A 24,088-nucleotide genomic window follows, 5' to 3' on the forward strand; every position below is an offset into this window, starting at 1 on the left:
GTCCAGGCTCGATAATCATCACGCTATGGCCGTTTACGAGCCATTAATGCAGGCAGCACTGCTTAAATTTTTTGCCACTCCCGCATGGACAAGGATCGTTACGCCCCACTTTCACCTCTGCTTTTATCGGCATCTGTAGCGGCGTCGTGTGCGGATGCGCCATCCACCAGGCATGAAGCTCAAGCGCCGCGATACGGATAGCGTCAACGCTTTTATCGAACGCTTCCGGGCTCATTTTATCCAACAGCGCAAAGTTTTCTTCAGTGCCGTGTAAGGCAATCGCTTCCAGCGCCGGTTTTAGCGTATCCGGCAAGTCAGACCAGTCGGACAGCGACACTCCGCGCATGTAACCAAAGCACCATTCTTCAACAATCGTTAATTCATGGCCATCAACTTCTCGCAGGCCAAACAGCGGCTCGAACTGTTCTGGATAGTCTTCAAGCCGGGCGGCTGTGTCCGCCATGTGCTGGAACACCAGATCCATAAATCGCGTCATTTCTTTTTCAGATGTCCAGCGCGGTACGTACGCGGGTCCCCCCCATATCGCGACCAGCCACTGTTCCGGCTCGATGGGACGCGGAGAACTTAGTACCGCAGTAATCAGACCGTCCAGCTCCGCGACATCCAAAATGGCCTGATCGGTATTGTATTTCGTCAGCACATCATCCAGCCATTCCAGCTCGTTCTCGTTTAATGGTTCCATTTTCATAACGCTTTTCCTCAGTGATGACTTCCGCCTGTAGGCCTCTTACATTGCAGCGGATAAAAATAATTTTTTTGCAGGCAGTTTGGATGGCAACCATCAGGGGCCAGATTAACACGAAATGAGGAGGATTCCGGAAGTTAACGCACAAAAGGAGGATCAGGGCGCAGATTTTCCGCCAGGAAGCGCTCGCCCCACACAAAAGCGAGAGATGGGTTTCTCGCTATATTATACTCATGCTAACTTATACCACCGCCGCGGACAGATAAAACCGCCCTCTCAAATAGAGCTTATTTTCAGTAAAAAAGTGTTTAATGAGTTCGTCTACCGCTTCTCTGTCAGCAGAAAAGGTTATTTCCATAAACAGCGTATCGTACCCTATTTTGATATTTTTTTTCTTACAGTAAACACGGATCTCATCCTGCACACTCAGCAACGGAAGGCTAAATGTGTATAGCGGTTGCGGTTCTTTTTTCGCCGCTTTCTCAAAAACTTTAGTGACCAGATCCCCAAGATCGCGCTCTGACCGGGCACCGTTATTAAAATGCAATAAATTACGTCTTTTTACCACCCAGCCTCCAGCCAGATACCGCCAACAATAACTCTCACTTCAATGTGTGAGACACATAATCACATCCAGAATCAGCTCCAGATAGTATTTCAAATAAACAGCCCGCACTATAGCTCATACTTTTTTCAGACACAGTTTACAGGGATACTCTCTTTATATCCACGCGCACGGTTGCCTTAATCATGTCTTCCGCGATAACACAGTTTGTCAACCTATTCTATATAACCAAGCTTAAACAGAACCTTACCAGCCAGCGATATCAGCTCAGGATTTTCAGGATAAAAACGCAGTAACGGCAAAAATACTGCCTCACCGATAATGCTCCGGCTATTAGCATGGTTTGGGCGCAATCCCCAGATATTCTGATAAGTCATCGGCACGACCTGCCCATTCATGGTTGTGTTACCGATATACAGCATAATATGCCCTGGAATATAGACCAGCGTAGTAAACGGCTTTCCGTATCTGGTGAGATAATCGATCCGCATTTGGGGATTTTTATGACTAAGATCGACCACCCGTCCAGCAGACTCTACCTGCGCGGATGAATGTCTGGGCAGGAATATGCCAAACGGCATTAACAGGCTGCGGACTTCGGCTGAACAATCATTATAAAAGTTAAAATTTCCCCAACCGTAGGGGGCGCCGTGCATTGCTTTCATTAGCACGGCGATATTTTCCGGCGTCATTTTCCACGGCATAGCCGTAAACTCGTTACCGCTTAGCCAGACCCAATGGATAAACGCGCGACCGTTGCTGCCGCGAACTGGCGCCGCAATCAGGAACTGGCCCGCCCGTTGATGTCGGAACGGTAAAATAGTGCCCGGTCGCCCGGTGAAATAATAGACGCCTGCGGCATGGACAGAAACCGGCGCGTTGATAAATGCCCCCAGTTGCTTATGAGCAAGCAAAACCCACTGTGTTATAAATTTCTGATCCGTACTGGCAATATCTTCACTATGAACCCAGCCAGTTACCGCTGGTGAAACGACATATTGCCAGCGTTGGTCTTTGCTCTTCGTCAGCGTATAGACCGGCGTACCGGGACGCAGCGAAGACATTTGTAAATTATCAAACGGGTACCCCTCGCCCGCCTGACGGGGATCGTTAAAGAGCGGGTCGTCCGTTGGCAGCGCTCTGACTAAACTTTCCCTGACCATAATGCCTCGCCGGGAGGCATGATAGATATTGTCAATCTGCGTATCCGTATTCCCTCTAACCTCCTCTTTCCAGCGAGAGGTATAAAGTCTGAAGTTTTCCCCCCAATAAGCACTGCCGTCGCTAAGAAACTGCTTAATACTGGCATCCCGGGCCTGTGCTGCGTTTTTTTTCAGCAATGCGGTAATATAAAAACCATTCCACGGCGAGTGCGCTTCACTGTCCATTCCGAAATAATGAGATTTTAGTGCGCTAAAGTAGCGTTGTTGGGTAGCACTATCAATAACCGGAATAGTGTAATCAGCCGAGTCCGGAGGTATCCATTTATCAACCGACTGTGAATAATCCGCTAACGGAAAGCGTGTTTTTGTCGGGTCAATATAGCTCCCTGTGAGAATTTCATCTTTGGCTGTTGATCGGTTGGTCGTCTGGTGGCAAGCGGTGAGGCACAATGGTATCAATAAAACGGCCCAGGTTTTCTTTTGCATCATCATCTCCGTAAAGCGGGGAAAGCATAATATAGAGACTGACCAAAACCGCCATTCACGAAAACCCGAAATTATCTGTAGTTGACCTGTTATTAAGACAATATTGCAAAACGTGATTAAAGCATGAAGCGGATCACATTACCTTGTGATGAATATTAGTTCGCTATCTACCTTTAATTAAATTGTGCAGAAAACACCCCCTGAACAGTTTTATACTCGTTTAATTTGCATAAATACTCCACTGGCCCGCCCCTGTTTTTTTCAGACAATACATACTGTAGCGCGTCAGTTCTACTTTTTTTATATACTCTGCAAAGTCATTTTCATCGACGTAGCCAATAAAATTACGCGCATCACATGTCGAAGAGGAAAGCTCACCGGGAAGAGAGTAGGTTACGATTGCACTCTCAGGCTCATACAAAATAAAAAAAAGTAGCAAAGCACAACCTACAATCCCAATATTAATGAAGCTAATAAATAATTTTGCATTATCGGTATATTTCACTGGCAGACCTACTCACTTTATAAAGCAGGCATAAAACATATCAGCATTTTTTATAGAGATTAATGGATTTTATCGGCTGATTTACCCGACGTTTAGTATTTACCGGGCATAAGTTCTTGCGGGTCGGTAGCACATAACTGCTGTACTGGCAGAAATGCCGCTACCGATGTTTTTTACTGTGTATCGCGCTTGAGAGTTCACGCTCGCGGTCGGCATACAAACTGAAGGCACAAAAAAACCACCCGTAGGTGGTTTCACGACACTGCTTATTGCTTTGATTATTCTTGTCTTTCCCATGGTACCCGGAGCGGGACTTGAACCCGCACAGCGCGAACGCCGAGGGATTTTAAATCCCTTGTGTCTACCGATTCCACCATCCGGGCTCGGGAAAAATTGGAGGCGCGTTCCGGAGTCGAACCGGACTAGACGGATTTGCAATCCGCTACATAACCGCTTTGTTAACGCGCCAAATTTTTTTGACTTTTCAGCCAGCATTCGCTTTACGCCAATGCTTTTAAACTGGAGCGGGAAACGAGACTCGAACTCGCGACCCCGACCTTGGCAAGGTCGTGCTCTACCAACTGAGCTATTCCCGCAGTATCAAGCAACTTTGTTAATCACTTGATTTTGTTATCGTCTGGCAATCAGTGCTGCCGTTCGATGCGTTGCATTCTACTTACCTGACGCACTGAGTCAACGATATTTTTCGTCACTCACGATCGTTTGCTGAAATTTGCGGCGAAACGATCACTGATCAAGCAAATCTCCGCGTGCAGCGCTCAAATATTGCAACATGGACCACAACGTTAGCACCGCTGCGACAAAGAAAAGCGCGATCCCGGCATACTCTACCCAGATATTCGGACGCCACAAGAGCCACGCCAGCGCCACCATCTGCGCGGTAGTTTTGACTTTACCGATCCAGGAGACCGCTACACTACTGCGTTTGCCCAGCTCCGCCATCCATTCACGCAGAGCAGAGATAATAATTTCGCGGGCGATCATCGTCGCCGCAGGTAACGTCACCCACCAGCTATGATAATGCTCGGTAACCAGCACCATGGCGATCGCCACCAGCACCTTGTCGGCGACGGGGTCGAGGAAAGCGCCGAAACGCGTACTCTGGTTCCAGCGTCGCGCCAGAAAGCCGTCAAACCAGTCGGTAATAGCAGCAATACAGAAAATCAGCGCGCTGACCATCGGCGCCCAGGCGAACGGCAAATAAAACACCACGACAAAGAATGGAATCAGGATGACGCGAAACAGCGTGAGCAACGTAGGGATATTAAATTGCATAGTGACGGGTAACTATCTGTTGTCAGTGAAATTACCCCTATGTTGCTACAGTGGCCTCAATGTTTCAACGACCAGAAGATCTTTTCTGCCAGACCTTGCGAAATACCCGGCACTTTTGCAATTTCTTCTACGCTGGCGTTACGTAGTCCTTGCAAACCGCCCATATATTTCAGCAGCATCTGGCGACGTTTAGGCCCAACGCCTTCAATAGTTTCCAGCGTACTGGTATTTTTAACCTTCGCGCGTTTTTTACGGTGCCCGCCGATCGCGTGATCGTGCGACTCATCGCGAATATGCTGAATAACATGCAGCGCCGGCGAGTCCGGCGGCAGGCTAAACCCCTCGCCTTCCGGTTCAAAAAAGAGTGTTTCCAGACCGGCCTTTCTGTCCGCGCCTTTGGCGACGCCGAGCAGCAAAGGGCGATGCTTATCCCAGGGGACATCCAGCTCAGCGAAAACGGCTTTCGCCTGGGCGAGCTGCCCTTTTCCGCCGTCGATCAGAATAACGTCCGGAATCTTACTTTCTTCTATGGCCTTGCCATAACGCCGACGTAGCACCTGATTCATCGCCGCGTAGTCATCACCCGGCGTGATGCCCGCGATATTATAACGACGATACTCGGCGCGTAACGGCCCGTTAGCGTCAAATACCACACAGGATGCGACCGTTTGCTCCCCCATGGTATGGCTGATGTCAAAACACTCCATCCGCTTGATCGCAGGAAGTTTTAATACCGCCGCCAGCGCAGTCAAACGCTGCGTGATGGTGGACTGCTGCGAGAGTTTAGTGATTAAGGCCGTTGCCGCGTTGGTCCGCGCCAGCTTGAGATAACGGGCGCGATCGCCGCGCGGTTTTGTCTGGACATGAATACGCCGTCCGGCAAGTTCCGACAACGAATCGGCCAGCAGCGTTTTATCACTCAGATTAAAATCGAGCAGTATCTCGCCCGGTAGCGTGCGCATCTGGCTACCCTGCAGGTAAAACTGCCCGACAAAGGTTTCCACCACTTCGCCCAGTTCCGTACCGCCAGGTACTTTTGGAAAATAGCTGCGGCTGCCCAGCACCTTACCCTGGCGAATAAACAGCACATGCACACAGGCCATACCCGCATCAAAAGCCACGCCGATAACGTCGAGATCGTCGCCCGCATTGGAGACAAACTGTTTTTCCGTGACCCGGCGTACCGCCTGGATCTGATCGCGAATACGCGCCGCCTCTTCAAATGCCAGATCCTGGCTGGCCTTTTCCATCCGGGCAATCAGCTGTGTTAAGACCTGGTCGTCCTTACCGGACAAAAACAACCGGACATACTCCACCTGTTGCGCATACTCCTCCTCGCTGACCAGTCCTGCAACGCAGGGGCCTAAACAGCGGCCAATCTGATATTGCAGGCAAGGACGCGAGCGGTTGCGATATACGCTGTTTTCGCACTGGCGGATAGGGAAAATTTTCTGTAACAGCGCCAGCGTTTCCCGCACGGCATAGCCATTAGGAAATGGGCCGAAGTACTCGCCTTTCGCATGTTTGGCGCCACGGTGCATCGCCAGACGCGGATGGGTATCGCCGCTCAGAAAAATAAAAGGATAGGATTTATCATCACGCAACAACACGTTGTAACGCGGTTGATACAACTTGATGTAATTATGCTCAAGCAGCAGCGCTTCCGTTTCGGTATGCGTTACCGTGACATCAATGTGTTGAATTTGCGCAACTAGCGCTTCGGTTTTACGCGAAGCCAGGTTGCTGCGAAAGTAGCTGGAAAGACGCTTTTTCAGGTCTTTTGCTTTACCGACATAAATAACCGTACCGCCGGCGTCATACATACGATAGACACCGGGTTGGCTGGTAACGGTTTTCAAAAACGCCTTTGCGTCAAATATTTCACTCACTGGCTTGTTAACGTCTCCGCATTACACAGGCCATGGCGGATTGCCAGGTGAGTCAGCTCAACATCACCATGAATGTTTAATTTACTGAACATACGATAGCGATAGCTGTTCACCGTTTTAGGACTGAGATTCAGCTGTTCTGAAATCTCATTGACCTTCTGACCCTTGGTGATCATCAGCATAATCTGCAACTCGCGTTCAGACAAACTGGCGAACGGCGTTTCCGTTTTTGCAGGCTCGATCTGACTGAGCGCCATCTGCTGAGCGATATCGGAGGCGATATAACGTTGTCCGGAATACACCGAACGAATAGCGCTCACCACCTCCTGAGGCGCAGCGCCTTTGCTGAGATAGCCAGCTGCGCCAGCCTGCATCACTTTGGCGGGCAACGGGTTCTCCGTATGGACGGTCAGCATGATCACTTTGATATCCGCTGTCGAGCGGGCAATTTTACGCGTCGCCTCAAGGCCGCCAATACCGGGCATGTTCATATCCATCAGCACGACGTCAACGGCGTTAGTACGGCACCATTTTACCGCATCCTCTCCGCAGCACGCTTCACCGACAACTTTAATGCCCTTTATATCTTCAAGAATGCGTCGTATCCCTGCGCGCACCAGTTCGTGGTCATCAACAAGAAGAACGTTGATCAAAGGAATATCTCCAGAATAGGGATAACGCTACTGATAGTTAATCGCCCTTATATTAGCTGGTTTTATCTCAACTTTGAAACGTAAAAAAACACCGGGTATTCGATTTTGCTCTCGTTTTTGGAAATTATGTTGTACGTCGTGTGGCAACTGCCAACGTTGTAGCCCCTTCTGACGGCGCTGTCCCGGGCTGCTATTTCATAATGGTGACAAAAATTTCACGTTCCGCTGTCTAAACACTAATTAGGGAATCAACTTTGTAACAATAATTAACGAGTAAAATACGCGTAATAAACAAAGAATGAAGAAAATATATGCATCACGCGGCAACGTTTATTTTGTGGGTAACCCCTCCGCTTTTTGATCAAAAAACAACCACTGCTATTTTTAGCGTAGCTTATGGTATACTCCGCCGCCTTAACATCTGCTATCGCACATTTTCACTGAAACATAACGAGGAAAATAAATGAGTACGCCTGATTTTTCCACCGCTGAGAATAATCAAGAACTGGCTACTGAAGTCAACTGCCTGAAAGCCATGTTAACGCTGATGCTGCAGGCGATGGGCCAGGCCGATGCAGGGCGCGTGATTCTTAAAATGGAAAAACAGATCGCGCAGATGGATGATGAAGCACAAGCGGCGGTATTTTCCAGTACGGTTAAGCAAATTAAACAGGCTTACCGCCAGTAGTAAAAAACCGGCTGTTAGCATCGCTTTCAGCCGGTTTCGCGTCTGGCGCGAAGCATCCTCAGCACGTCATATCAGACCTGTCGCCGCAGCGTAGCAGGCAATCTGTGTTTTATTTGGCGCATTGAATTTCTTCTGCATGTTTTTCTGATGGAAGTTAACGGTATTTTCAGAAATCGACAGAATAATGGCGATCTCCGATGAGGTCTTCCCTTCCGCCGTCCACTTCAGAATCTCTTTCTCACGTTTACTGAAACGCATCTCAGGCGCCATCACCATGTCGTCTTCAAATCTTGTCAGCGCCGAAAGACTCTCCCGCGCCAGCAGTTGCAACCTCAGCTCCACTTCATCGTAGGTAAACGAGGAGCAGCGTAAACTGCTACGAGAGAAAGATAAAAAGCCCAGCGCCCGGTTCGGCAACATCACACACTGGGTTACGCCTCTGCGTAATCCGAAACGCTGGGCGGCATCCCACATCGCCTGCGCTTCATGAAATAGCACGTCATCCCAATGTAAATGACCCTGTCTGAAATTTTCCGGCTTTAATACCGGATCGATCGCGAAATAGTTTTCGGACTGATAATGCGTTACCCACGCCGGAGGATAAGTGGTACGAAGCGATATTTTAGGCCGGGTAAAGGGAACGGGATGACGAACACACAGGGCATAATAATCAAATTCCAGCCGCTGTGTCTGATATTGCAATTCAGTATAAACATCCTCTGCTGCCGCCATCTCCTGAAAGCGTAACAACATTGCGCGTCGCCAGGTGAAGAAATCATTTTCCTGCATATTTTATGGTCACGCCTTTGATATTGATAATCATTATTATGAATGACTTAAATGAACACATAAATAGTGTTTATATATAAGAAATATCGGACGAAACGTAGAATACTTGAGCGGCATTACACTTTTTGGCTTCCGCCTGAGAGCGAGGTTAATAATCTGGCAGAATGACTTCATAATTATTCATTGCGCTCGCCCAAGGCGCGGCTAATTCGGGCGAGCGTTGAAAAGGCATTATTTCACTAAAAATTTCTCAAGGAACTGGCGGGTACGCGGATGCTGAGGATCGGCGAACAAGGTTTTCGCCGGCCCCTGCTCGACGATTTGCCCCTGATCCATAAATATTGCCCGGTCAGCCACGTCACGCGCAAAGCCCATTTCGTGAGTAACGATCACCATCGTGCGCTTTTCCTGCGCCAGCTGGCGAATCGTATTAAGCACCTCGCCGACTAATTCAGGATCAAGCGCCGACGTGGGCTCATCAAACAGTATCACTTCCGGGCGCATCGCCAGCGCACGCGCAATCGCCACGCGCTGCTGTTGCCCGCCCGACAGGCGGCGCGGATAACGGGTCTCTTTACCGGCCAACCCGACTTTGGCTAACAGTTCCCGCGCCAGCGCCGTCGCCTCGGCTTTCGGCTCTCCCTTTACAATCACCGGACCTTCAATGATATTTTCCAGCACGGTACGATGCGGGAACAGGTTAAAACTCTGAAAGACAAAGCCGACATGCTGACGTAGCTGGCGAATCAACCCTTTTTGCTGGCTGAATGGGCGGGCGGTATCGATGATAATATCGCCCACTTTAATGGTGCCCGCTTCCGGTTGTTCCAGCAGGTTAATGCAGCGTAATAACGTTGTTTTCCCTGAGCCGCTCGGGCCGATAATGGCGACGACTTCTCCGGGCTTCACCTCAAGGTCGATACCGTGCAGCACCGTTTGACCATGAAATTTTTTGACCAGGTTGGTGACTTCGATCGCACTCATTTTGGCTCTCTCTCCTGGCGGTTAAGCTGGTTTTCAAAATAGTTTTGCAGTGCCGATAAGACGGTCGCCATTACCCAGTAGATTAACGACGCGGCCAGATACATGGTAAACACCTCCAGCGTTCGCGAGGTAATTAACTGCGCCTGGCGGAACAACTCCGGCACCTGAATCGTCGCGGCGAGCGACGTATCTTTCACCAGGCTGATAAAGCTGTTGCTCAACGGCGGAAGCGCGACGCGAGCGGCCTGCGGCAAAATAGCGCGACGTAGCGTTTGCCACGGCGTCATGCCAATGCTCGCCGCCGCTTCCCATTGTCCCTTGTCGATAGCCGAGATCGCCGCGCGCAGCGTCTCGGATGTGTAAGCCGCGGTATTGAGCGATAAACCAATCATCGCCGCCGGGATAGGGTCCAGCTCAATACCAAATTGCGGCAGGCCGTAATAGATCATAAATAACTGGGCGATAAGCGGCGTACCGCGAAAAATCGAGATATAAAAGCGCGCCAGCCAGCGAACCGGCCATAGCTGAGACATCCGCATCAGCGCCAGCACAAATCCCAGCAGCAGACCAAAAAACATACCGCCAATACTCAGTTGCAGGGTAAAGACGGCGCCTTTAAGCAAATACGGCAGCGATTCAATAACCAGTTGGATACTTTCTTGCATTCGCGTTGATTACCTGGAGGTTATACATGAGGATGGTAGGCAAACAACGCAGGCGCCCCACCGGTGTGAATAAAGAGAATCGGCCCGTCATCGTTAAAGCGTTTCTGGCTGATGCCGTCTATCAGACCCGCCATCGCTTTACCGGTATATACCGGATCCAGCAGCACCCCCTCCAGGCTCGCCAGCAGTTTCACCGCCTCCATCCCCGCGTCATTTGGCACGCCGTAACCCGGGGCAAAATAGTCATCCCATAAATGGATATCCGCCGTCGCCGTCAGCGCCAGCTGACCGGCAATAGCCTGCTGCAAGGCAATCACTTTGGGTTTCTGCTCGGCGACAGAACGTGAAACGGTCACGCCAATCAGTTCGACATCCGGCATCAGATGTTCCAGCCCGACAGCTAACCCGGCGTGCGTTCCGGCGCTGCCGGAGGCCACCACCACCGAAGAGAGCCCGACGACCTCTTCACACTGCTGGGCGATTTCCAGGGCGCTCTCTACGTATCCCATTGCGCCCAGCGCGCTGGAGCCGCCGACCGGAATCACATAGGGCCTGAACCCTTGCGCTTCAATGCGCGTCGCCAGCGTTTGCAGCTGCGCATCCGGATCGGTTAGCGCATCGCACATCTCAATTTGCGTATTAAATAAATCCAGTAACAGGCGATTACCATTCGTCAGGTAATTTTCCGCGGTGGTACCGATTGGATTTTCCAGCAAGGCGACGCAATGTAGTCCCAATTTGGCCGCGACCGCCGCCGTCTGACGGACATGGTTCGACTGAATCGCCCCTGCGGTTATCAGCGTATCCGCCCCTTCTCGCAGCGCGTCGGCCACCAGAAACTCCAGCTTGCGCAGTTTATTGCCGCCCATTGCAATGGGCGTAACGTCATCGCGCTTAATGTAAATCTCACGGCCAAGATAATCAGACAATCGCGGCAGGTATTCGAGCGGGGTCGGCGCGCCGATAAGCTCCAGGCGAGGGAAGCGCGTTAAGTGATGTAGTGGCATTGAGCCTCCGGTAACGTTGTGGTGTGTTCTTTTTATTATGCACGTTGATCCAACGGAAATAAAAAAGGCGCCGATTCACGCGCCTCCGTTTGCTGACATAGTATGAGGTTGATATTGCCCGGCGGCGCTCTGCCTGCCGGGCAACGTAGAGCATTATTGGGTCACGTCAGCGCCAAACCATTTTTCAGAGAGCGCTTTTAAGGTGCCATCTTTTTGCATTTCCGCAATGGCGTTATCTACCGCCTTCAGCAAGTCTTCGTTGCCTTTACGTAACGCAACGCCGGACTCCTGACGCGAAAACGCATCACCGGTGACAGCCAGCGTACCTTTGGTTTTTTTCACCAGATCCAGCGCCGCCAGACGATCGACTAAAATCGCGTCAATACGGCCTACGCGCAGATCCTGGTATTTTGTAGGATCATCGTCATAGGTACGGATATCCACGCCCTGCACATGTTGACGTAGCCACTCTTCATAGTTAGTCCCCAGCCCAACGCCGACTGTTTTGCCCTGCAGATCGGCCGCCGTTTTGATCGTGCCTTCATTGCCTTTTTTCACCAGCGCCTGAACGCCGGAGACAGTATAAGGCGTAGAGAAATCATATTTTTTCTTGCGGACGTCTGAAATCGTGACCTGGTTTATCACTACATCAATGCGTTTAGCGTCCAGCGACGCCAGTATTCCGTCCCATTTGGTCGGCTTCAACGACGCTTTAACGCCCAGATGTTTTGCCAACGCCTCGGCGAAATCGACTTCAAAACCGGTTAATTTGCCGTCTTCGCCCTGAAAGCTAAACGGCGGATAGGTACCTTCCAGCCCTACCAGCAGCGTGCCGCGTTCTTTAACTTTGTTCAGCAAACCCTCATCGGCAAAGCTCTTCGCGCTCATTCCCGCCACCAGCGCTACAGCCATTACTCCCATCAGTGCCTGACGTCCCAGCAGTGCTAATTTCATAGTAACCCCGAATATTGCCGTTAATGACCATAGACTGTGTCCCGCCATGGCGCATCGTCACGTCTCGCGAACCTTTGGGGGACTCAGCCTAATGTAGAAGGTTTGCCACGTTTCACCAACACGACTCTGCTACATCTTATGCTTTTTTAATATATATCAGAACTGGCGGTAAAGGGGGATTTCTGTCTGGGCGCAATCTGCTGATGCGCTTTATATTGCTGGTATTTACGTAGTGCGATACGGTAATTATTGGTGCTGGTTTCCGGCAACCATGGCGCCAGGCTTTCATCGAGAAAACCGTCCTGCAGCAGATCGTGGGAAATGTTTTGCTCGCTGAGGTAATTGCCAAGACGTCGTAAACGCACGACATATTCCCGCACCGTGCCATGACTCATCTCGGTTTGTTCAAACAAATACTGTTTGAAACCGATAATATCGAAAAAATCACTCTGCTTTTTGCAGTGCAAATCGCCGCAAAAGCGACACAGCGCCACCCACTCCTTCTGCTCCCGCTGCCAGGCAGCGTCGTCAAGTAGCATATCCAGCTGTGAAATAGCGATTTTATTAACGATCTTGCCACGGCGAACCAGCGTAATGCGGTCGAGCAGTTTGTGACAATGCGCGCAATGCGTCTGGCTGTGTTTAAAGTCTTTAAGATAGCGGCTCAAGGGCCGCCTTTTAGGTTGCTGCACCGTCATGAGAACTCCTGGTAGTCTATACGTTGTGCGGCACTTTTCGGGTGCGACCATGCGCGACCTATAACTTACCCAGTTTGGTGCGTAATCGTTTGATGGCCTGACTATGCAACTGGCTGACCCGCGATTCGCCGACTTCCAGTACCGCGCCAATCTCTTTGAGGTTGAGCTCTTCCTGGTAATACAGCGTTAACACCAGTTGCTCGCGTTCCGGCAGCGATTCAATCGCGTCCATTACCCGCTGTCGCAGGTCGCCCTCCAGCAGTTGATGTAACGGGTTTTCCTGTTGATGTTCTTCAGTCACCAGTTCGATGCTATCGCCATGCTCTTCCCGCCACTCATCGTAAGAGAAAAGTTGGCTGTTGTTGGTATCGAGCAACATCTGACGATACTCCGCAACAGGGATGCCAAGACGTTCCGCCACTTCGGTTTCCGTCGCATTACGCCCCAGTTCCTGCTCCAGTTGTCCCATCGCCTGCGCCACTTCGCGGGCATTACGCCGGACGCTACGCGGCACCCAATCGCGGCTGCGTAATTCATCCAGCATCGCCCCACGAATACGCTGCACTGCGTAAGTGGTAAATGCCGTTCCTTGCAAAGCGTCATATCGGTCGACCGCATTTAATAACCCGATGCCGCCCGCTTGTAGCAGATCGTCCAGTTCCACGCTCGCCGGCAATCGCACCTGCAGGCGCAATGCTTCGTGACGCACCAGCGGTACATAACGCTGCCACAGCGAGTGTTTATCCATTACACCTTCAGCGGTATACAGTGAATTCACGATAAACAGCCCTGCGTTAAATGAGTTATCGGCATGATTATCCGTTTCTACAGAGGGTTCTATCGAAGGAATAAGGCTATAAAAGAAGGGTTATTTCACTTATGTAACCTGTAGCGCCTTTTTAGCGGCTCAAAGAGCAGAATAAAATCAGCCAGATAGGATAAACGGGATGCGCAAAAGCCCACCCCGAACAAAACTATGTCAGAAGATGAATCATCGACAGATCGTCGCCAGTACGCACCGTTTCTATATGGCGATGAAAATTCTTCGCCACCTCGCTGTTATGCTGGCTGCGGGAGTGAAAACTATACACAATATTAGTAACGTCATCCCACTCAAGCCGCCCGCGCTCATGCACGCAGGCTGCCGTTAATAGCTTAATAAAGGCATATTCCGCCACGATAATATACAGCGCGCGTAACGGGTCGACATTCGGCTGGTTGGGGAAATTATTTTCCCAAATTTTATAGAGAATTAAATTTCTGAAAGCCCAGTTCTTCTGCTGCTCATCCGCCTGTAGACAGCGCGCTAATGAGGACTCAATATCGCTCACCTTCTGCTCCATTGAAACGCCCTCTTCCGCCGTCAGCACCCGCAGAAGGCACTGGATGTAGTGATCGAGGATAACACTGCCACGACTAAGCGGGAGCGAGCGGAAATAGTCCTGCATCTGCAATACCAGCGAGGTTTTTACCTTGCTGTCCGGCGCGATATTCATCAATTCCTGCGCCAGCACGCCGGTCTGCAACTGCTCAAGTAACGCGGCATACACCTGTTCCAGTTCGCCCAGCGCGGCATCATCTATTTTGGCAAATTTCTGCGTATACATGACAAATTTTATTAACGCATAGAGCGCGGCTTCCGTACTGCTGTTGGCATGGTTGATCAGACTCAGGCAAAACAGATTGAGTAACTTTTGCTGCGCTGGGAATAACGGCGCAGTATTGAATGTCTGCTGAATGATTGTTTTTTCGCCGAGCGCCATCGCGTCAGGATCGTTTAAAATGCGGGACGTCACCTCCGGGCAGGCAAGACTCAGGGAGTTACGTACCTCATTTTTGTAGGTATGATGCGCCCGCGGGAAAGAGGAACAGGTATGACTTAATGCCTTTGCGCCTAACGTTTTTTGTACCCGGCACAGACGGTCCTCATCCAGATAAGGGCAATTCCCCAGCGCCGAAGGCAGCTTAATTTCGCCCCAGTGGCTGTTGTTCTTTTTCAGCAGGATAATATGGTCTTGCGCGATGGTACGAATCGTCGCGTCTTTACTGGCGAGATACTTTTTAACCGTCGTCTTATCCAGCGTGATTTTCCAGCCCTTACAACAGTGGTCGCGACAGGCCGAGCCAGAACAGGAAAAGCGGGTGACAAAGGCAGGTTCAGTGACGGTGATTTCTTTCATTACACAGGCTCCGGAATTAAAAAAGGCAGCTTTCGCTGCCTTGATTGTGTACCACGTGTCGGTGAATCAATCGCCGGATTAACGCAGTAAAGAGAGGACGTTTTGCGGAACCTGGTTAGCCTGCGCCAGAACGGAGGTACCGGCCTGCTGCAGAATCTGCGCGCGAGACATGTTGGAAACCTCGGTCGCGTAGTCGGAATCTTCGATACGGCTACGGGCAGAAGTCAGGTTGTTTACGGTGTTGCCCAGGTTGGTAATAGCGGAGTTGAAACGGTTCTGTACCGCACCCAGGTCAGAACGTAACGTGTCAACCTGTGCCAAAGCAGCATCAATTTTCTGCAGCGGGTTTTCGGTGGTTGTAGCAGCCGCTTCCGCCAGATCAGGCTGTGCTTTAAAGTTGTGACCTTCGGCTTTACTTGCAGCGTAAGTTTTACCACCAATAGAAACAACTTCGGTTTTGCCGTCTGCGCCACCCAGTTTGTTTAGTGCAGTTTTGGATGTACCGTCATCTGCAGTGTATTTCGTAGTATTAATACTTATGGAACCATCTTTATTTTGAGTTGCAGAATAGTAATCATCGCCTACCTTAACTGCTAAACCACCATCAATAGTTTTACCGTTATTATCAGTATAAGACATCTTAACAACAGATGCTGTGCCAGCCGCTGCAACACCCGCTGCTGTCAATGCGGCTTTGGCCTCTGTCAAATCAGCGTTTTCTTGCTGAGTTTGTTTAACATCTTTTGTTGCAGTTGAAGGGAAGCCAGCAGTAATTGGTCCTGTTGGTGTGCCAGTTAAAGTGACTTTTCCATCAGCTGCAACTGTTACTTCATAAACACCATCTTTAGCCGTAGTACCTGAAACATCAGCGTAATATTTTCCAGTAGTATCATCAAACTTCAGATCACCAGTAATAGCAGGAGTACCACCTAAGGTAGTTGCTGATGCAGCAAACGTAGATTTGTCAATAGCAGTAGCAGAATCTGTATAGCCAGTAACAGTTGCAGCCGTATCGCTGACCTTATATTTTTGTTGCACATTCAGCGTATCCAGACCCAGGGTCTGAGAGTTGATCTGCTTCAGATCGATATCGATAGTTTCACCGTCGTTGGCACCAACCTGGATGGTCAGGGTGTTGTCCTGCGCCAGGACTTTCACGCCGTTGAACTGAGTCTGGCCGGATACACGGTCGATTTCGTTCAGACGCTGGGTGATTTCAGCCTGGATGGAGTCGAGGTCAGACTGGGAGTTGGTGCTGTTAGCAGACTGAACCGCCAGTTCACGCACACGCTGCAGGTTGTTGTTGATTTCGTTCAGCGCGCCTTCAGTGGTCTGCGCAATGGAGATACCGTCGTTAGCGTTACGGGAAGCCTGAGTCAGACCTTTGATGTTCGCGGTGAAACGGTTAGCAATCGCCTGACCTGCCGCATCGTCTTTCGCGCTGTTGATACGCAGACCAGAAGACAGACGCTCGATAGCGGTGCCCAGAGCGGACTGGGATTTGTTCAGGTTATTCTGGGTCAACAGCGACAGGCTGTTTGTATTAATGACTTGTGCCATGATCTTTTCCTTATCAATTACAACTTGATGTTATTGGGCTGTTGCCCACGGTTTCTCACCGTAACCCTTGTATCGGCACCTGAATTTCGAACTTTAGAAAATTTTTCACTTCCCCCGATCTTTTTCTTAGGCGGCGAAATAGCCGCTTTATGCATCATTATTCCGCGCATTATTTTTGCAAAATTATCATTAAACTTTGCCTCCAGATTGCCGATAACGCGCTTAACTACTGTTTGCAATCAAAAAGGAAGAAGGCATGGCTTCAATTTCATCATTAGGTGTGGGATCAAACTTACCGTTAGACCAGTTGTTGACAGACCTGACAAAGAACGAAAAAGGACGCTTAACGCCAATTACCAAACAGCAGAGCGCGAATTCGGCAAAGCTAACCGCCTATGGCACATTGAAAAGCGCATTAGAAAAATTCCAGACGGCAAATACCGCGTTAAATAAAGCGGATTTATTTAAGTCTACCGTGGCGTCCAGCACCACTGAAGATCTCAAAGTCAGTACTACCGCTGGCGCTGCCGCAGGGACTTATAAGATTAACGTAACCCAGCTTGCCGCCGCACAGTCGCTGGCGACAAAAACCACCTTCGCGACCACCAAAGAGCAGTTGGGCGATACGTCGGTCACGTCCCGGACAATTAAAATTGAACAGCCGGGACGTAAAGAGCCGCTGGAAATTAAGCTGGATAAAGGCGACACCTCCATGGAGGCGATCCGTGACGCCATCAATGACGCCGACAGCGGTATCGCCGCCAGTATCGTTAAGGTCAAAGAGAACGAATTCCAGTTGGTGCTTACCGCCAATAGCGGTACCGACAATACGATGAAGATCACGGTGGAAGGCGATACAAAACTTAACGATTTACTCGCTTATGACAGCACCACCAATACCGGCAATATGCAAGAGCTGGTGAAAGCAGAAAACGCGAAGCTGAACGTAAACGGCATCGACATTGAGCGTCAGAGCAATACCGTAACCGACGCCCCTCAGGGAATTACGCTCACCCTGACGAAGAAAGTGACCGACGCGACCGTGACGGTAACGAAAGATGATACCAAGGCGAAAGAGGCGATTAAATCCTGGGTGGATGCCTATAACTCGCTGGTGGATACCTTTAGCTCGTTAACCAAATATACCGCCGTTGAGCCGGGCGAAGAAGCCAGCGATAAAAACGGCGCGCTGTTAGGCGATAGTGTGGTTCGTACTATCCAGACCGGGATTCGGGCACAATTTGCCAATAGCGGCAGTAATTCTGCGTTCAAAACAATGGCGGAAATTGGCATCACTCAGGATGGGACTTCCGGCAAACTGAAGATTGATGATGATAAGCTGACCAAAGTACTGAAAGATAACACAGCCGCAGCGCGTGAGCTGCTGGTGGGCGATGGTAAAGAAACGGGGATCACCACCAAAATTGCCACCGAAGTGAAAAGTTATTTGGCGGATGACGGCATTATTGATAATGCGCAGGACAACGTTAACGCCACGCTGAAAAGCCTGACGAAACAGTACCTGTCCGTTAGCAACAGCATCGATGAAACCGTTGCCCGTTACAAGGCCCAGTTTACCCAACTGGATACCATGATGAGTAAGCTGAATAACACCAGTAGTTATTTGACCCAGCAATTTACAGCTATGAACAAGTCCTGATAACAGAGGTCACCATGTACACCGCGAGCGGTATCAAAGCTTATGCGCAAGTCAGCGTGGAAAGCGCCGTGATGAGCGCCAGCCCGCATCAGTTGATTGAAATGTTGTTTGATGGCGCGAATAGCGCTCTGGTGCGCGCTCGCCTGTTTTTAGAACAAGGCGATGTTGTCGCGAAAGGTGAAGCGTTAAGCAAAGCCATTAATATTATCGATAACGGGCTGAAAGCCGGCCTCGATCAGGAAAAAGGCGGTGAGATTGCGACGAATCTTTCCGAGCTATACGACTATATGATTCGCCGTTTACTGCAGGCTAATTTGCGTAACGACGCTCAGGCCATCGAAGAAGTGGAAGGGTTACTCAGCAATATTGCAGAAGCCTGGAAACAGATTTCACCGAAAGCATCTTTCCAGGAGTCTCGTTAATGACCTCAACCGTGGAGTTTATCAACCGTTGGCAGCGTATTGCGCTGCTCAGTCAATCGCTGCTTGAACTTGCGCAGCGAGGTGAATGGGATCTCTTACTGCAACAAGAGGTCTCCTATCTGCAAAGTATTGAAACGGTGATGGAAAAGCAAACTCCACCGGGCATTACGCGAAGTATTCAGGATATGGTCGCCGGATACATCAAACAAACGCTGGATAATGAGCAGCTCCTGAAAGGGCTGCTGCAACAGCGACTGGATGAACTCAGTAGTTTGATCGGACAATCCACCCGCCAAAAATCACTCAACAACGCTTATGGCCGTCTCTCCGGTATGTTACTCGTGCCAGACGCGCCTGGCGCCTCATAATATTTTCCCGTCTCGTATGAAAATTCTTCCATACTCCAGAGGTCGGCTAAACGACTTCTGGAGCACGGAAGATGAAAAACCCCACGTTATTGCAGTACTTCCACTGGTATTATCCCGACGGCGGTAAACTCTGGTCTGAGCTGGCGGAACGTGCTGATGGGCTGAATGATATCGGTATCAATATGGTCTGGCTACCGCCCGCCTGTAAAGGCGCCTCCGGCGGCTTTTCCGTAGGCTATGATACCTACGACCTGTTTGACCTCGGCGAATTTGACCAAAAAGGAACTATCGCGACAAAGTACGGCGATAAACGCCAGTTACTGACGGCGATAGACGCGCTCAAAAAAAATAGTATTGCGGTGCTGCTCGACGTCGTCGTGAACCACAAAATGGGGGCAGACGAAAAAGAACGTATTCGCGTTCAGCGCGTGAATCAGGATGACCGCACGCAAATCGATGACAACATCATTGAATGCGAAGGCTGGACGCGCTACACCTTCCCTGCCCGCGCGGGCCAGTATTCCAACTTTATTTGGGACTATCACTGTTTCAGCGGCATTGATCACATCGAGAATCCCGACGAAGACGGCATTTTTAAGATCGTCAATGACTATACCGGCGATGGCTGGAACGATCAGGTTGATGATGAGATGGGTAATTTTGACTATCTGATGGGGGAAAATATCGATTTTCGCAATCACGCGGTTACGGAAGAGATTAAATATTGGGCTCGTTGGGTCATGGAACAAACCCACTGTGACGGCTTTCGCCTGGACGCGGTAAAACATATACCCGCCTGGTTTTATAAAGAATGGATTGAGCATGTACAGGCGGTTGCACCAAAACCGCTGTTTATTGTCGCAGAATACTGGTCGCATGAAGTGGATAAATTGCAAACGTACATCGATCAGGTCGACGGGAAAACCATGCTGTTCGACGCGCCGTTGCAGATGAAATTTCATGAAGCCTCGCGCCACGGCGCGGAGTATGACATGCGCCACATTTTCACCGGCACGCTGGTAGAAGCCGACCCTTTTCATGCGGTGACGCTGGTCGCTAACCACGATACACAACCGCTACAGGCGCTGGAGGCGCCGGTAGAACCCTGGTTCAAACCATTGGCCTATGCGCTGATCCTGCTGCGTGAAAACGGCGTACCGTCGGTATTCTATCCCGATTTATACGGCGCCAGCTATGAGGATAGCGGCGAAAATGGCGAGACCTGTCGGGTCGACATGCCGGTGATTAACCAACTGGATCGGCTGATCCTTGCTCGTCAGCGTTTTGCGCACGGTATACAAACTCTCTTTTTCGATCATCCTAACTGTATCGCCTTTAGTCGCAGCGGTACTGAAGAGAATCCGGGCTGTGTGGTTGTACTTTCCAATGGCGACGACGGTGAAAAAACCCTCCTGCTCGGCGACAATTACGCTAACAAGACCTGGCGTGATTTTCTGGGAAACCGCAGTGAGCATGTTGTAACTAATGATCAAGGCGAAGCGACGTTCTTCTGCAACGCAGGCAGCGTCAGCGTGTGGGTCATTGAGGACGTGTGATGAGCGTTCCCGGCGGCAGAGCGCTGCCGGGAAGCGAAATTACGGCAGCGGCGTCGGCAGCGGCGTTTTTTCTAACGCGGCGGCGCACTCCGGCGTCGGACGAGCGACCCGTTGCAGCGTCATGCCATCATATTCCAGAGTATTCCCGTCGCGCTCAATTTCATAGAGCTCACGCTTAACCGTAACATTGGTTAAGTCATCGGAGAGCATGGTCAGCTTGCCCGGCAGAGCAATAACGCGCTGCCACTGGCGGCAGTCCAGCGTATCGCCTTCTTTAGTCACTACCAGGCTGGCGATAGCTTCAGGGCTCACCAGCTTACGTTGTGGGCCTTTTGACTGCCAGTACCCTTCCAGACCGGCCGGCGCGGGCGTTTTCACCACATCATTATAGTTTTCCACCTCGGCGCATCCGGCCAGAACCAGCAATGCGCCAACGATCGCTACTTTTTTCATCATTCATCCTGCATCAGAAGAAAGAGGAATTGTGGCATTAAAGCCCTGACGCCGCCAGCCTTTCCAGGCGCTGACCGCAATTTGATCCAGTCGGTATTACCGCTTATTAGGTGTAGGCAAATTCTGTGATCGGTGTAGTATGCGCACTTCTTGTTTCACACCTTCTGAGTTCAGAGGCTAAACACATGTCATGGCAACACTTCAAGCAAACCTGGTTAATTAAATTCTGGGCGCCGGCCCCTGCGGTGATCGCAGCCGGTATTCTCTCTACCTACTATTTTGGCATCACCGGCACGTTCTGGGCCGTGACGGGCGAATTTACCCGCTGGGGCGGGCAAATTTTGCAGCTTTTTGGCGTTCATGCCGAACAGTGGGGCTACTACAAGCTGATTCATCTGGAAGGTACGCCGCTGACGCGTATCGACGGCATGATGATCCTCGGCATGTTCGGCGGCTGTTTCGCCGCGGCGCTGTGGGCCAACAACGTAAAACTGCGTATGCCGCGCAGCCGAATCCGTATCGTACAGGCGGTGGTCGGAGGCATGATCGCTGGCTTCGGCGCGCGTCTGGCGATGGGGTGTAACCTGGCCGCCTTTTTTACCGGGATCCCGCAGTTCTCCCTACACGCGTGGTTCTTTGCGCTGGCGACCGCTATCGGCTCCTGGTTCGGCGCCCGCTTTACGTTGCTGCCGATATTTCGCATACCGGTGAAAATGCAGAAGGTCTCCGCGGCTTCACCACTGACGCAGAAACCGGATCAGGCAAGACGGCGTTTCAGGCTCGGTATGCTGGTCTTTATCGGCATGATTGGCTGGGCGTTATTAACGGCAATGCATCAGCCGAAACTGGGGCTGGCGATGCTGTTCGGCGTCGGGTTTGGGCTACTGATCGAGCGCGCGCAAATCTGCTTTACCTCGGCCTTTCGCGATCTGTGGATCTCCGGACGCGCCCATATGGCGAAAGCGATTATTTTCGGCATGGCGGTCAGCGCCATTGGTATTTTCAGCTACGTGCAGTTGGGCGTTGCACCTAAAATTATGTGGGCTGGCCCGAATGCGGTCATTGGCGGACTGCTGTTCGGTTTTGGCATCGTGCTGGCGGGCGGCTGCGAAACCGGCTGGATGTACCGCGCCGTAGAAGGCCAGGTGCATTACTGGTGGGTGGGCCTCGGCAATGTCATCGGTTCGACCATCCTGGCTTACTACTGGGATGATTTCGCGCCCGCGCTGGCGACCAGTTGGGATAAAGTTAACCTGCTGAATACCTTTGGTCCGCTGGGCGGTCTGCTGGTCACCTACCTGTTATTATTTGCCGCGCTGATGTTAATTATCGGCTGGGAAAAACGTTTTTTCCGCCGTGCGGGGCTGACGCCTGCTAAGGAATCTGTATGAAAAATATCGTCCCTGATTACCGTCTGGATATGGTTGGCGAACCTTGTCCGTACCCGGCGGTCGCCACTCTGGAAGCGATGCCGCAGCTAAAAAAAGGGGAGATCCTGGAGGTGGTGAGCGACTGTCCGCAGTCCATTAATAATATTCCACTGGATGCGCGCAATCACGGCTATACGGTGCTGGATATCCAGCAGGATGGCCCGACAATTCGTTATCTGATTCAAAAATAAACGCATATTCCCGCTGTACGTTACGGCGGGAGACCTTTTTACGGCATAACCGGCAAAAATCTACAACGCATAAAAGAAATCAGACAAGGTCGTCTTGTGCGCCGTGGCATAAATCTATTATATAACGTATACCGTTTTAATTTTGTCTGAGCCGATGAAAAACCCAGGGTTATTTTAAGCAAAACATAAAACAATTATTATTTTCCCTCTACGTCATAAAAGACTATCAGGTATTTATATTTTTACTCACTGACATTATCAGGTGATGATTTATTTATGCACAGCAGAAGCCAAAAAAATGATAAAATTTATTTTCATCTCCATTATTGGAGTCGTCTGTCTTGCCGCTGCCCGTTACTCACCCGTCACAGTGGTCAATGCACATCCGAGCGCCATTGCCCGCTGTCTCGCTGATAATCTGTCCCCGTATGGGTATATACTGGATCTCCATGAAACAGATATTCCAGGCATTAATAAAGAATTTACCGTGTATTATCGCAACGGCGCATATATTGCAGGAACATTCTGGATTGCAAACTCAATGACAATAGCGTCAGAACGAATAGTAGGAATGAATGGCGTCAGTAAACAGGCGTACCCTATTTTTAATAAGTCCCTGCAACAATGTGCAACCCGCTTATCAATAAAATGAGCGCGCCTCGCAAAAACAAGCCCACATAATCACGCACTGGTTGCATGGGCGTCGCGTCCCCCGCCGCTGACGTAGGTAAGCGCCCGGGAGTTCGCTGCGGATGTGTTGTCAGCTCTGGCTTAAACCTGCATGGACATGACTTCCTGATACGCGGCGACCAGCTTGTTGCGCACCTGAATCCCCATTTGCATGGAGACGGACGCTTTTTGCATATCGGCCATTACGTCATTAAGCGCAATGCCCGGCTCACCCAGAGTGAATTTTTCTGCCTGAACGCGCGCCGCCGTTTGTCTGTCGCTAATACGATCCAGCGCAGCATGTAGCTGGCCGGCAAAACTCACCGTCGACTGCGAGTGCGTGTCTTGCCCGCGCGCGGCCATCGCCGTCGCCTGTAACTGGCTAATAACCCCTTCAATCCCCTGTATTGCTGCCATGCTATTCCCCTGGATGATTTTTTACGCAGCAGAGATTACCAGTTTGTCAATAAGATAAAGGCGTTAAATAACGATAAAAAACCTCGGTTTTTAGCGCATAGAAAAATTCGAAACCACAAATAATGAGACCGTCA

Annotated in this window: 26 protein-coding genes, 3 tRNA genes and 1 pseudogene; 9 read left to right on the plus strand and 21 right to left on the minus strand. The window is 50.5% G+C overall.

What is annotated here, in order from left to right; translation table 11 throughout:
* Positions 1-43: 43 nt before the first annotated feature.
* The 10 genes and pseudogenes from ACLJZ5_RS03475 to uvrY all read right to left on the minus strand — a co-directional run bounded on the left by ACLJZ5_RS03475 (position 44) and on the right by uvrY (position 7,263).
* Complete coding sequence (locus ACLJZ5_RS03475; protein ID WP_000781521.1) at positions 44-709, minus strand: YecA family protein; 666 nt, start codon at positions 707-709, stop codon at positions 44-46.
* A gap of 238 nt (positions 710-947) precedes the next feature.
* Complete coding sequence (locus ACLJZ5_RS03480; protein WP_000240837.1) at positions 948-1,274, minus strand: glucose-6-phosphate dehydrogenase; 327 nt, start codon at positions 1,272-1,274, stop codon at positions 948-950.
* A gap of 212 nt (positions 1,275-1,486) precedes the next feature.
* The gene (locus ACLJZ5_RS03485) at positions 1,487-2,926 is read right to left on the minus strand and encodes an SH3 domain-containing C40 family peptidase (RefSeq protein ID WP_077914076.1); all 1,440 of its coding nucleotides are present in this window, start codon (positions 2,924-2,926) and stop codon (positions 1,487-1,489) included.
* Positions 2,927-3,140: 214 nt separating this feature from the next.
* Positions 3,141-3,472: pseudogene (locus ACLJZ5_RS03490) on the minus strand (hypothetical protein).
* A gap of 249 nt (positions 3,473-3,721) precedes the next feature.
* Positions 3,722-3,808, minus strand: a tRNA-Leu gene (locus ACLJZ5_RS03495).
* Between the two features lie 11 nt (positions 3,809-3,819).
* Positions 3,820-3,893 (minus strand) — tRNA-Cys (locus tag ACLJZ5_RS03500).
* Positions 3,894-3,945: 52 nt separating this feature from the next.
* Positions 3,946-4,021: transfer RNA gene (locus ACLJZ5_RS03505), tRNA-Gly, on the minus strand.
* Between the two features lie 151 nt (positions 4,022-4,172).
* A complete protein-coding gene (gene pgsA, locus ACLJZ5_RS03510; protein WP_001160192.1) occupies positions 4,173-4,721 on the minus strand; it encodes a CDP-diacylglycerol--glycerol-3-phosphate 3-phosphatidyltransferase in 549 nt (182 codons plus the stop codon).
* Between the two features lie 56 nt (positions 4,722-4,777).
* Positions 4,778-6,610 carry an excinuclease ABC subunit UvrC gene (uvrC, locus tag ACLJZ5_RS03515; protein WP_001289464.1) on the minus strand — a complete coding sequence of 611 codons (1,833 nt, stop codon included), beginning with the start codon at positions 6,608-6,610 and terminating at the stop codon, positions 4,778-4,780.
* The gene (gene uvrY / locus ACLJZ5_RS03520) at positions 6,607-7,263 is read right to left on the minus strand and encodes a UvrY/SirA/GacA family response regulator transcription factor (RefSeq protein ID WP_000611323.1); all 657 of its coding nucleotides are present in this window, start codon (positions 7,261-7,263) and stop codon (positions 6,607-6,609) included. Before uvrY ends, uvrC begins: the two co-directional genes overlap by 4 nt.
* 311 nt (positions 7,264-7,574) lie before the next feature.
* Here uvrY and ACLJZ5_RS03525 point away from each other — a divergent pair, with 311 nt between their 5' ends.
* Both ACLJZ5_RS03525 and ACLJZ5_RS03530 read left to right on the plus strand, forming a co-directional pair.
* Positions 7,575-7,730, plus strand: a complete 156-nt coding sequence (locus tag ACLJZ5_RS03525; protein ID WP_000546186.1) for a hypothetical protein — start codon at positions 7,575-7,577, stop codon at positions 7,728-7,730.
* On the plus strand, positions 7,727-7,951 hold the full coding sequence (locus tag ACLJZ5_RS03530; protein WP_000106483.1) for a DUF2594 family protein: 225 nt from the start codon (positions 7,727-7,729) through the stop codon (positions 7,949-7,951). The genes ACLJZ5_RS03525 and ACLJZ5_RS03530 overlap by 4 nt, the downstream gene beginning before the upstream one ends.
* 66 nt (positions 7,952-8,017) lie before the next feature.
* Here the strand turns inward: ACLJZ5_RS03530 and sdiA are convergent, their stop codons facing one another.
* The 9 genes from sdiA to ACLJZ5_RS03575 all read right to left on the minus strand — a co-directional run bounded on the left by sdiA (position 8,018) and on the right by ACLJZ5_RS03575 (position 16,788).
* A complete protein-coding gene (gene sdiA, locus ACLJZ5_RS03535) occupies positions 8,018-8,740 on the minus strand; it encodes a transcriptional regulator SdiA (RefSeq protein ID WP_001157167.1) in 723 nt (240 codons plus the stop codon).
* A 231-nt stretch (positions 8,741-8,971) separates the two neighbouring features.
* Complete coding sequence (gene tcyN, locus ACLJZ5_RS03540) at positions 8,972-9,724, minus strand: L-cystine ABC transporter ATP-binding protein TcyN (RefSeq protein WP_001273033.1); 753 nt, start codon at positions 9,722-9,724, stop codon at positions 8,972-8,974.
* Positions 9,721-10,389, minus strand: coding sequence for a cystine ABC transporter permease (gene tcyL, locus ACLJZ5_RS03545; protein WP_024797588.1), 669 nt, complete (start codon positions 10,387-10,389; stop codon positions 9,721-9,723). Before tcyL ends, tcyN begins: the two co-directional genes overlap by 4 nt.
* A 20-nt stretch (positions 10,390-10,409) precedes the next feature.
* Positions 10,410-11,396: a D-cysteine desulfhydrase gene (gene dcyD / locus ACLJZ5_RS03550; RefSeq protein WP_001128188.1), complete on the minus strand. Its 987-nt coding sequence runs from the start codon at positions 11,394-11,396 to the stop codon at positions 10,410-10,412.
* A gap of 153 nt (positions 11,397-11,549) precedes the next feature.
* Complete coding sequence (gene tcyJ, locus ACLJZ5_RS03555; RefSeq protein WP_024797589.1) at positions 11,550-12,350, minus strand: cystine ABC transporter substrate-binding protein; 801 nt, start codon at positions 12,348-12,350, stop codon at positions 11,550-11,552.
* 146 nt (positions 12,351-12,496) lie between these two features.
* Complete coding sequence (gene fliZ / locus ACLJZ5_RS03560) at positions 12,497-13,048, minus strand: flagella biosynthesis regulatory protein FliZ (RefSeq protein WP_000218080.1); 552 nt, start codon at positions 13,046-13,048, stop codon at positions 12,497-12,499.
* A 58-nt stretch (positions 13,049-13,106) separates the two neighbouring features.
* Entirely contained in the window at positions 13,107-13,826 is a 720-nt protein-coding gene (locus tag ACLJZ5_RS03565; RefSeq protein ID WP_001087453.1) for an RNA polymerase sigma factor FliA, read from the minus strand.
* A gap of 196 nt (positions 13,827-14,022) precedes the next feature.
* The gene (gene fliB / locus ACLJZ5_RS03570) at positions 14,023-15,228 is read right to left on the minus strand and encodes a flagellin lysine-N-methylase (RefSeq protein WP_024797590.1); all 1,206 of its coding nucleotides are present in this window, start codon (positions 15,226-15,228) and stop codon (positions 14,023-14,025) included.
* A 78-nt stretch (positions 15,229-15,306) separates the two neighbouring features.
* On the minus strand, positions 15,307-16,788 hold the full coding sequence (locus ACLJZ5_RS03575) for a FliC/FljB family flagellin (protein WP_000079808.1): 1,482 nt from the start codon (positions 16,786-16,788) through the stop codon (positions 15,307-15,309).
* Between the two features lie 256 nt (positions 16,789-17,044).
* On the opposite strand from ACLJZ5_RS03575, the gene fliD reads away from it, so the two are divergent.
* The 4 genes from fliD (at position 17,045) to amyA (ending at position 20,794) form a co-directional block, all read left to right on the plus strand.
* Entirely contained in the window at positions 17,045-18,448 is a 1,404-nt protein-coding gene (gene fliD, locus ACLJZ5_RS03580; protein ID WP_000146802.1) for a flagellar filament capping protein FliD, read from the plus strand.
* Between the two features lie 14 nt (positions 18,449-18,462).
* Positions 18,463-18,870, plus strand: coding sequence for a flagellar export chaperone FliS (gene fliS / locus ACLJZ5_RS03585; RefSeq protein ID WP_000287764.1), 408 nt, complete (start codon positions 18,463-18,465; stop codon positions 18,868-18,870).
* On the plus strand, positions 18,870-19,238 hold the full coding sequence (fliT, locus tag ACLJZ5_RS03590; protein ID WP_000204899.1) for a flagella biosynthesis regulatory protein FliT: 369 nt from the start codon (positions 18,870-18,872) through the stop codon (positions 19,236-19,238). The genes fliS and fliT overlap by 1 nt, the downstream gene beginning before the upstream one ends.
* A gap of 71 nt (positions 19,239-19,309) precedes the next feature.
* Positions 19,310-20,794 (plus strand): alpha-amylase, encoded by a 1,485-nt coding sequence (gene amyA / locus ACLJZ5_RS03595; RefSeq protein WP_024798553.1) that lies wholly within the window; start codon positions 19,310-19,312, stop codon positions 20,792-20,794.
* 39 nt (positions 20,795-20,833) lie between these two features.
* Here the strand turns inward: amyA and yedD are convergent, their stop codons facing one another.
* Positions 20,834-21,247: a lipoprotein YedD gene (gene yedD / locus ACLJZ5_RS03600; protein WP_000754694.1), complete on the minus strand. Its 414-nt coding sequence runs from the start codon at positions 21,245-21,247 to the stop codon at positions 20,834-20,836.
* 185 nt (positions 21,248-21,432) lie between these two features.
* On the opposite strand from yedD, the gene yedE reads away from it, so the two are divergent.
* From yedE to ACLJZ5_RS03615, 3 genes are all read left to right on the plus strand, one after another.
* Positions 21,433-22,638, plus strand: coding sequence for a selenium metabolism membrane protein YedE/FdhT (gene yedE, locus ACLJZ5_RS03605; protein WP_001531105.1), 1,206 nt, complete (start codon positions 21,433-21,435; stop codon positions 22,636-22,638).
* Entirely contained in the window at positions 22,635-22,868 is a 234-nt protein-coding gene (yedF, locus tag ACLJZ5_RS03610; protein WP_000790504.1) for a sulfurtransferase-like selenium metabolism protein YedF, read from the plus strand. The genes yedE and yedF overlap by 4 nt, the downstream gene beginning before the upstream one ends.
* Before the next feature lie 265 nt (positions 22,869-23,133).
* Positions 23,134-23,520 carry a hypothetical protein gene (locus tag ACLJZ5_RS03615; protein ID WP_000639595.1) on the plus strand — a complete coding sequence of 129 codons (387 nt, stop codon included), beginning with the start codon at positions 23,134-23,136 and terminating at the stop codon, positions 23,518-23,520.
* 119 nt (positions 23,521-23,639) lie between these two features.
* On the opposite strand, the gene fliE is transcribed toward ACLJZ5_RS03615, so the two are convergent.
* Entirely contained in the window at positions 23,640-23,954 is a 315-nt protein-coding gene (fliE, locus tag ACLJZ5_RS03620) for a flagellar hook-basal body complex protein FliE (RefSeq protein ID WP_000719037.1), read from the minus strand.
* Positions 23,955-24,088: the final 134 nt, after the last annotated feature.

The sequence above is a fragment of the Salmonella sp. 5800 genome (assembly GCF_046558195.1).
Taxonomy (GTDB): Bacteria; Pseudomonadota; Gammaproteobacteria; order Enterobacterales; family Enterobacteriaceae; genus Salmonella; species Salmonella enterica.

Coding starts and splice junctions, on each gene's coding strand:
- ACLJZ5_RS03475 (WP_000781521.1), bottom strand. CDS start 709: ATGAAAATGGAACCATTAAACGAGAACGAGCTGGAATGGCTGGATGAT.
- ACLJZ5_RS03485 (WP_077914076.1), bottom strand. CDS start 2,926: ATGATGATGCAAAAGAAAACCTGGGCCGTTTTATTGATACCATTGTGC.
- pgsA (WP_001160192.1), bottom strand. CDS start 4,721: ATGCAATTTAATATCCCTACGTTGCTCACGCTGTTTCGCGTCATCCTG.
- ACLJZ5_RS03525 (WP_000546186.1), top strand. CDS start 7,575: ATGCATCACGCGGCAACGTTTATTTTGTGGGTAACCCCTCCGCTTTTT.
- ACLJZ5_RS03530 (WP_000106483.1), top strand. CDS start 7,727: ATGAGTACGCCTGATTTTTCCACCGCTGAGAATAATCAAGAACTGGCT.
- sdiA (WP_001157167.1), bottom strand. CDS start 8,740: ATGCAGGAAAATGATTTCTTCACCTGGCGACGCGCAATGTTGTTACGC.
- tcyN (WP_001273033.1), bottom strand. CDS start 9,724: ATGAGTGCGATCGAAGTCACCAACCTGGTCAAAAAATTTCATGGTCAA.
- tcyL (WP_024797588.1), bottom strand. CDS start 10,389: ATGCAAGAAAGTATCCAACTGGTTATTGAATCGCTGCCGTATTTGCTT.
- dcyD (WP_001128188.1), bottom strand. CDS start 11,396: ATGCCACTACATCACTTAACGCGCTTCCCTCGCCTGGAGCTTATCGGC.
- tcyJ (WP_024797589.1), bottom strand. CDS start 12,350: ATGAAATTAGCACTGCTGGGACGTCAGGCACTGATGGGAGTAATGGCT.
- fliZ (WP_000218080.1), bottom strand. CDS start 13,048: ATGACGGTGCAGCAACCTAAAAGGCGGCCCTTGAGCCGCTATCTTAAA.
- fliB (WP_024797590.1), bottom strand. CDS start 15,228: ATGAAAGAAATCACCGTCACTGAACCTGCCTTTGTCACCCGCTTTTCC.
- ACLJZ5_RS03575 (WP_000079808.1), bottom strand. CDS start 16,788: ATGGCACAAGTCATTAATACAAACAGCCTGTCGCTGTTGACCCAGAAT.
- fliD (WP_000146802.1), top strand. CDS start 17,045: ATGGCTTCAATTTCATCATTAGGTGTGGGATCAAACTTACCGTTAGAC.
- fliS (WP_000287764.1), top strand. CDS start 18,463: ATGTACACCGCGAGCGGTATCAAAGCTTATGCGCAAGTCAGCGTGGAA.
- fliT (WP_000204899.1), top strand. CDS start 18,870: ATGACCTCAACCGTGGAGTTTATCAACCGTTGGCAGCGTATTGCGCTG.
- amyA (WP_024798553.1), top strand. CDS start 19,310: ATGAAAAACCCCACGTTATTGCAGTACTTCCACTGGTATTATCCCGAC.
- yedD (WP_000754694.1), bottom strand. CDS start 21,247: ATGAAAAAAGTAGCGATCGTTGGCGCATTGCTGGTTCTGGCCGGATGC.
- yedE (WP_001531105.1), top strand. CDS start 21,433: ATGTCATGGCAACACTTCAAGCAAACCTGGTTAATTAAATTCTGGGCG.
- yedF (WP_000790504.1), top strand. CDS start 22,635: ATGAAAAATATCGTCCCTGATTACCGTCTGGATATGGTTGGCGAACCT.
- ACLJZ5_RS03615 (WP_000639595.1), top strand. CDS start 23,134: ATGATTTATTTATGCACAGCAGAAGCCAAAAAAATGATAAAATTTATT.
- fliE (WP_000719037.1), bottom strand. CDS start 23,954: ATGGCAGCAATACAGGGGATTGAAGGGGTTATTAGCCAGTTACAGGCG.